We start from the raw sequence: 6176 nt of genomic DNA, 5'->3' as shown, positions 1-6176 counted from the left end.
GTGGCTGCTCTCCGCCACCATGCTGTGCGTCACCATCCCCCGGATGCACAGCCGCTTGGCAGGCCCGGCAAGGTTCGGCGTGCAACGGCCGGGGTTGAACCTGCTGCCGTTGAGCCAGGCGCCCTTCGGTGTCATGGCGCCGACCGGGACGCCCCGGTCGATCGTCACGTTCCTGTCGAAGACGTCGACGCCGGCGGGCTTCAGCTTGTCGACCGGAGCGACGTAGGCGACGACGATCCCCATGCCCTCGTACCAGGAGGCGTCCTGGGAGTCGTAGAGCGCGTTGATGCGCAGCTTGTCACCCGGCCTGATCTTCACCTTCCACCCGAGCGGTGACCCGGTGACGGTCATCGAGAGGTTCCAGGAGTCCGGCCGCGCGCCGATCCGCCCTGGGTGCTTGGTGTCCCAGTAGAGGGCGTCGGAGATGAAGATCGTCTTCTCCTTGCCCCCGCGGACCAGGCTCACCTCGTCGCGGATGCCGCCGGGGTGGATGTGACCGCCGAGCCCGATCAGCGTGCCGGCGAGACCGGCGGGGACGGTCCAGTCCTGGCCTGCGATCTTGATCGGCTTGCCCTGCTGCGGCGTCACGTTGCCGTAGGTGTCGAACTTCGAGCAGTTCTCCTTCGGCCACGCGCAGACGCGGTGCCGCGTCTCCGCGTCGACGTGACCGGAGCCCCGCTGCACGTTGAAGACCGGGTTGGAGGAGGTGCTCGGCGCGCCAGGCGCGATCGCCTTCTTCTGCACGTCGAGCCAGATCGGCTTGACCGGTGTGAGACCGAGCTTGTCCCCCTCGGCCTTGGGGATGAAGTCGATGTCGTAGGTGATCCACACGACCTCGTCCTGTGTGGTGGCGTTGTGGACCATGTAGAGCAGGCCCCAGGTGTCCGAGGCCTTGACCTCCATGCCGTAGCCCTTCGGCAGGGTGGAGATGGTCTTCTCCTCGCCGGCCGCGAAGAACGGGCCGTCGCCGTAGGAGTTGCCGAGGTTCAGCCACGTGGCGTGGTGCAGGTGGAGGATGTCGGTCTGGGTCTTCTTGCCGTCCTTGGCGCGGAGCAGGTCCGGCTTGAAGCGCACCAGGTACCCGTCGTACGCCGGCTTCTCGATCGTGACCGGCTCGACCATCGCCTCGTTCTGACCGGGCTTCACCACGATCGGCCCGAAGGTGTACTGCACCCGCTTGCACGCCGCGCCGTAGCGTGGCTTGGTGCCGGTGAGCGCCTTCTCCTCCGGCGTCTCCGCGACGCAGGGAGTGCCGGGCACCTGCTCGACGAACCCGGGTTGCGGGTGCGGCGGATCAGCCAGGGACGGGCTCGTGAGCGGCGCGAGAAGCGCTGCTCCGGCCACCCCCAGGACGCCGTACACGACACGCTTGCGCAAGTTCATGATCGCGTTCCTCGCACTCGTGGGACACGCCGGGCGAGCTGGGTGTCACGAGGCTAGGTGTCCGGAACGGACCGTTTCTTCCGTGTTCGCGCACGATATCGGAGCTCAGATCTCATACGTCATGTACGAAGGGGATCCTCCAGAGCCGCCGTTGCGGCCGTGATGACCGTGGTCAGCTGGGCGTGCAGCGCCAGCAGCGGCTCCACGCCCATGCCGAGGCTCTCGACGACGGCGTACGGGATTTCGAGAGCGCGCGTCCGGAGCTCCCGTCCCTCACGCGTCAGCTCGACGACGAGCTGGCGCTCATCACCGGGGTTGCGGTCGCGGGTGACGTAGCCGGCGGACTGCAGTCGCTTCAACAGCGGCGAGAGCGTCGCGGAGTCGAGCATCAGCGCCGAGGAGATGTCCTTCACCGACCGGGGGGACTGCTCCCACAGCGCGAGCATGACCAGGTACTGCGGGTGCGTCAGGCCCATCGGCTCGAGCAGCGGCCGGTAGACGGAGATGACCGTCCGCGCCGCGACCGCCAGGGCGAAGCACACCTGCCGGTCCAGCTGCAGCGGGTCGTCCCCCAGGTCGGGCAACGTCTTCCGTGATCTCGTCGTCATGACGCTGGACCTTACACGCTATTCGTTCGTGTACGATCTCATCGTGAGGCAAACGACTAGGTTGGACCCGCAGGCGCCGTACGAGCTGGTCCCGGATCCTGCCCGCGACCTCTGCCCCCGGTGCCGGCAGAGCTGGGACGACCACACCGTCGAGCGACCCGACGGCCGCACGCTGGCACGCTGCCCCCAGCCGTGAGGGACTGATCCGCCGATCCCGCTAGGGTCGCCGCTGTGTCGACTGCATCGGTCTTCGGTGCCGAGCTTCCCAAGCTTCCGGGCGGCACCAGCGGCATCCCGCGCGAGGCCGTCATCGCCTCGCAGCGCCAGCGGCTGATCCACGGCGTCACGATGGCCGTCGCGGAGAAGGCGCTGGCTGCCACGACCATCAGCGACATCACCGAGCGCGCAGGCGTGTCGAAGAAGACCTTCTACGAGCACTTCACCGACAAGCTCCACTGCTTCCTGGCCGCGTACGACCATGGCGCCGCAGCGATCCTGGCCGAGGTCACCGCCGCCACCACGGCGAGGCGCGGACAGGACCCCGTCGAGCAGTACCGCGCCGGGACGCACGCCTACCTGTCGTTCCTGCAGCGCGAGCTCCCCTACGCCCGGACCTTCTGCCTGGAGATGCTCGCCGCCGGGCCGGAGGCGGCGGCTCATCACCGGGCATCGCGTACGGCGTTCGCCGACAGCGTGGGCGTCTGGCACGCGGGGCACCTCCCGCGGCAGCCCGACTGGCGGCCCGTCAGCGCCTTCGAGCTCGAGGCCGCCACCGGTCTCGTCTACGAGATCGCCAGCGCGCGCATCGCCGCCGGCGAAGCCGACCACCTCCTCGACGTCTGCGACGACCTCATCCGCTGCTCGCTCGCCGTCCTCGGGATCCCGGTGCGCTGACCTGGTTGCACCTGCATTGCGATGATCTGCACCCACCCGTTAGCCTCCGAGCCGTGTACCAGACGGTTTCCGAGTGGAGGACCACATCGTGAGGCGTGGAGGACGGGTCGCAGCTGTCGTGGGGCTGGTCCTGGTGGCCGGGCTGCCTGCTGTCAGCAGGGCCGCGGCCTCCGTGCCCACCTTCACGGTCGACAGCACCGTGGACGCACCGGATGCCGCTGTCGGGGACGGCAAGTGCCTGAGCATCGCCGACGGCGCACGCTGCACGTTGCGGGCCGCGGTGCAGGAGGCGGACGCAGCTGCTCTCGGCGCAGCGACGGTCGTTGTGCCTGCTGGTCGGTACCGGCTGACGGTCCCGCCCGCTCCCGGTGAGGACGTCGCCGGGTCCGCCGAGGCGGTCGACGGTGCGGCCGGCGACATGGTGATCAGCCACGCCGTCACGGTCCGCGGCGCCGGTGCGGGCAAGACCGTGGTCGACGGCGCCGGGCTGGACCGCGTCTTCGCCGTCGGCAACGCCGGCGATGCCCACCTGAGCGACCTGACCATCACCGGCGGCGACCCGAGCCACCGCGGCACGACGCAGGGGATCTCGCTCGGCGGCGCGATCCTCAACAACGGCGCGGTCACCCTCGACCGCGTCGCGCTCATCGGCAACCGCGCCGACGGCGGAGGAGGGATGTTCAGCGTCCCGGGCACCTCACCGCTCATCCGCAACAGCCTGATCGCGAACAACCGGGCCTACTCCGGCGGCGGCCTGCGACTGGACGCCGGTGCCACGATCATCAACACCACGATCACCGGTAACAGGCTGATGGACCTGCCAGCGGCGACGGACGCGATCCAGGTCCGGCCGTTCCCGACGGCCTTCGCCCTGCTGGTCGACGAGGGCAGCGGCTGGGGCGGCGGCATCGACAACCGCGGCGGCGACGACGTCGTCATCCTCAACTCGACCATCACCGGCAACCACGCCATCAAGGGTGGCGGCGGGATCGCGGCAGGGCAGGGCTACGCGCCGCTGTCCCCCGCAGTCGCCCTCGGCACCATGACCCTGCAGAACACGATCGTGGCCGACAACTCCAGTACGGCGGGAGAGGCCGGCTGTCACGTCAAGGACCAGGTCATCCGCTCGCTCGGGCACAACCTCACCAGCGACCGCAGCTGCTTCCTGACCGCCGCAGGCGATCGACCCGGCACCGACCCGCGGCTCGGCCGGCTGGGCCCCAACGGTGGACCGACCTGGACCCAGGCGCTGCTCGCCGGCAGCCCTGCGGTGGACGCCGCTACCAGCTGCCCCTCGACCGACCAGCGGGGCGTCGCCCGGCCACAGGGCCGGCAGTGCGACATCGGCGCCTACGAGAGGGTCTACAGCCGGCACCGCTGACCGCCAGGCGGTATCCCTTGGAAGGGGTTGCGCTCGCGCTCCGGGTGCAAGGGCTTCCGCACGCGGGCGGCGGGGTGCAAGGGCTTCCGCACGCGGGCGGCCGGGTGCAAGGAGCTCTGCCGGCCGTGGATCAGCTCGGCTGGGAGACGTACGCCGTCCGCAGCTCGTGGGCGCCGTCGGCGCGAGCCCGTTCGACGTACAGCCGGGTGCCGGACCCGTCGGCCACGACGCTGGCGTACCGCAGCGCCTGTCCGTACGCCGCCGGCACCGGCCCCTCCCGTGCGGTCAGTGATCCGGGGGCACCCGTGGCGAGCCCCGTGCGCTCGTGGAAGTTCTCGGCTGCCGACGCCCGTCCGTCGTACAGGGCCTGCACGGTGCCGTCGGCGGCGTCCCAGACCGAGGTGACGCGGGTGCCGCGCCGGTCCCACCCCTCCCCCGGTCCGAGCGCCTTTCCGTGGAGCCGCCAGGTCAGGCCGTCGTCGGAGGTGGCGTACCAGGTGGACATCCGGTCCGCCTCGCCGTCGCCCAGGTCCAGCGGGTGCCGGCAGGCCCACATCTGCCAGCCCTGCTCACCAGCGCGCACCACCACGTCCTTCCACGCCTCGGACGCGCTGCCCGGCAGCACCGTCGTGGCCGCGCCCATGCTGGAGCTGGTGATGGTGGCCACGGTCGTGAAGCGCACGCCGTCGTCAGAGCGTCCGACGACGTTGGCGTAGCCCCTGCCGACGGGCCGGCGCAGCCGGTAGGCCAGCCACCAGGTCCCCTCGTGGAGCAGGGCGCTCGGCGCACCCGCCCAGTGACCCTCGCCTGATCCGGGCGGCTCGACCACGACGATGGTGCTGGAGCCGAGCGCCTCGAGGAACGGGTGCACCGCGACATCACACCACCGGCTTGCGAGTGCTCCCGGCCCGATCGTGCAAGGCTCCGGTCCGTGACTGCCGCAGAGGTCGTAGGGCTCAGCCCCGACGGGTCACAGCTCGTCCTGCGCGTGGACGGGCAGACCGTCGAGGTCCCGATGGAGCTGGTCCGGCGGGCCGAGCGGGTGGCCACGCGGCACCTGTCCAGGGCTCCCGACCCGACCGAGCCGCTGACCCCGCGCAGCATCCAGCAGCGGATCCGGTGCGGTGAGTCCGCGGAGGACATCGCCACCGCCGGAGGGGTACGGGTCGCGGACGTGGCGAGGTACCAGGGCCCGCCGCTGGCGGAGCGGGAGCACCAGGCGGGACTCGCCCGGCAGACCCTGGTCGAGGACCGCACGGTCGAGGAGCTGGTCGCTGGTCACCTCGGGCAGGACGAGGTCGAGTGGGACTCCTGGCTCGTCGAGGACAGCCGCTGGGAGGTGACCGCGCGGGCAGGTGGGCAGTCGCTGCGCTTCCGCTGGGACGCCCTCAACCGCCGGGTGCAGGCCCTCGACGAACCCGGCCGCCGAGCCCTCCGCGTCCCGGGACCGGCGGACGACGTGCTGACCGCGGTGCTGCGTCCCATCGGCCCCCCCCAGAGCGCACAGGAGCCCGTGGCGCGTCCGCGCACCGGCCGCGCCGAGGTGCCGTTGTGGGAGGACATCAGCAGGCAGGTCAGCGGTCGCCGCGACGACGACTGACCCGCAAGGACCGCAGTGAGGCCTTCCTTGCCGTAGGGAAAGCGTCGGCGAGGGCGGAATCGGCCGTTCTGTCATGGGCCGTGGTGACCACGGCCCCGTCATTCCCGTGAGGGCACCCTGGCCACGAAGTGCTATCGACCGATGTATCAGACATCCCTAGGTTCACGCCTAGTTGGGGGCGGAGAACGCAGAGACCCGACGGCTGCCATTGGTCGCTAAGCCGTCGGTGAGCGAGCAGCGAAACCGGCACGCCCCCCGCAACATTGCGGGGGAACGCTGTGATCGATCGCTGGATGACGTCGCACCGGGG

7 protein-coding genes are annotated in these 6176 nt (G+C 70.7%); 4 read left to right on the top strand and 3 right to left on the bottom strand.

The window, feature by feature from the left end; translation table 11 throughout:
• The coding region (locus JF597_RS53200; RefSeq protein ID WP_294014199.1) for a hypothetical protein at positions 1 to 1383 on the bottom strand (1383 nt) is incomplete at its 3' end.
• A gap of 119 nt (positions 1384 to 1502) precedes the next feature.
• Entirely contained in the window at positions 1503 to 1991 is a 489-nt protein-coding gene (locus tag JF597_RS53195; RefSeq protein WP_294014197.1) for a MarR family transcriptional regulator, read from the bottom strand.
• Between the two features lie 43 nt (positions 1992 to 2034).
• Between JF597_RS53195 and JF597_RS53190 the strand changes: the two genes are divergently transcribed.
• The 3 genes from JF597_RS53190 (at position 2035) to JF597_RS53180 (ending at position 4266) form a co-directional block, all read left to right on the top strand.
• On the top strand, positions 2035 to 2187 hold the full coding sequence (locus JF597_RS53190) for a hypothetical protein (protein ID WP_294014195.1): 153 nt from the start codon (positions 2035 to 2037) through the stop codon (positions 2185 to 2187).
• Between the two features lie 35 nt (positions 2188 to 2222).
• Positions 2223 to 2885, top strand: coding sequence for a TetR/AcrR family transcriptional regulator (locus JF597_RS53185; RefSeq protein WP_294014193.1), 663 nt, complete (start codon positions 2223 to 2225; stop codon positions 2883 to 2885).
• 88 nt (positions 2886 to 2973) lie between these two features.
• The gene (locus JF597_RS53180; RefSeq protein WP_294014191.1) at positions 2974 to 4266 is read left to right on the top strand and encodes a choice-of-anchor Q domain-containing protein; all 1293 of its coding nucleotides are present in this window, start codon (positions 2974 to 2976) and stop codon (positions 4264 to 4266) included.
• 130 nt (positions 4267 to 4396) lie between these two features.
• On the opposite strand, the gene JF597_RS53175 is transcribed toward JF597_RS53180, so the two are convergent.
• Positions 4397 to 5137, bottom strand: a complete 741-nt coding sequence (locus tag JF597_RS53175; protein WP_294014189.1) for a hypothetical protein — start codon at positions 5135 to 5137, stop codon at positions 4397 to 4399.
• Between the two features lie 60 nt (positions 5138 to 5197).
• On the opposite strand from JF597_RS53175, the gene sepH reads away from it, so the two are divergent.
• Positions 5198 to 5866: a septation protein SepH gene (gene sepH / locus JF597_RS53170; RefSeq protein WP_294014187.1), complete on the top strand. Its 669-nt coding sequence runs from the start codon at positions 5198 to 5200 to the stop codon at positions 5864 to 5866.
• Positions 5867 to 6176 lie beyond the last annotated feature (310 nt).

This window comes from Streptomyces sp. (genome assembly GCF_019510245.1).
Taxonomy (GTDB): domain Bacteria; phylum Actinomycetota; class Actinomycetes; order Streptomycetales; family Streptomycetaceae; genus Streptomyces.
Note: the sequence above shows the minus strand (reverse complement) of the source record. Positions and strands in the feature narration are given on the sequence as shown.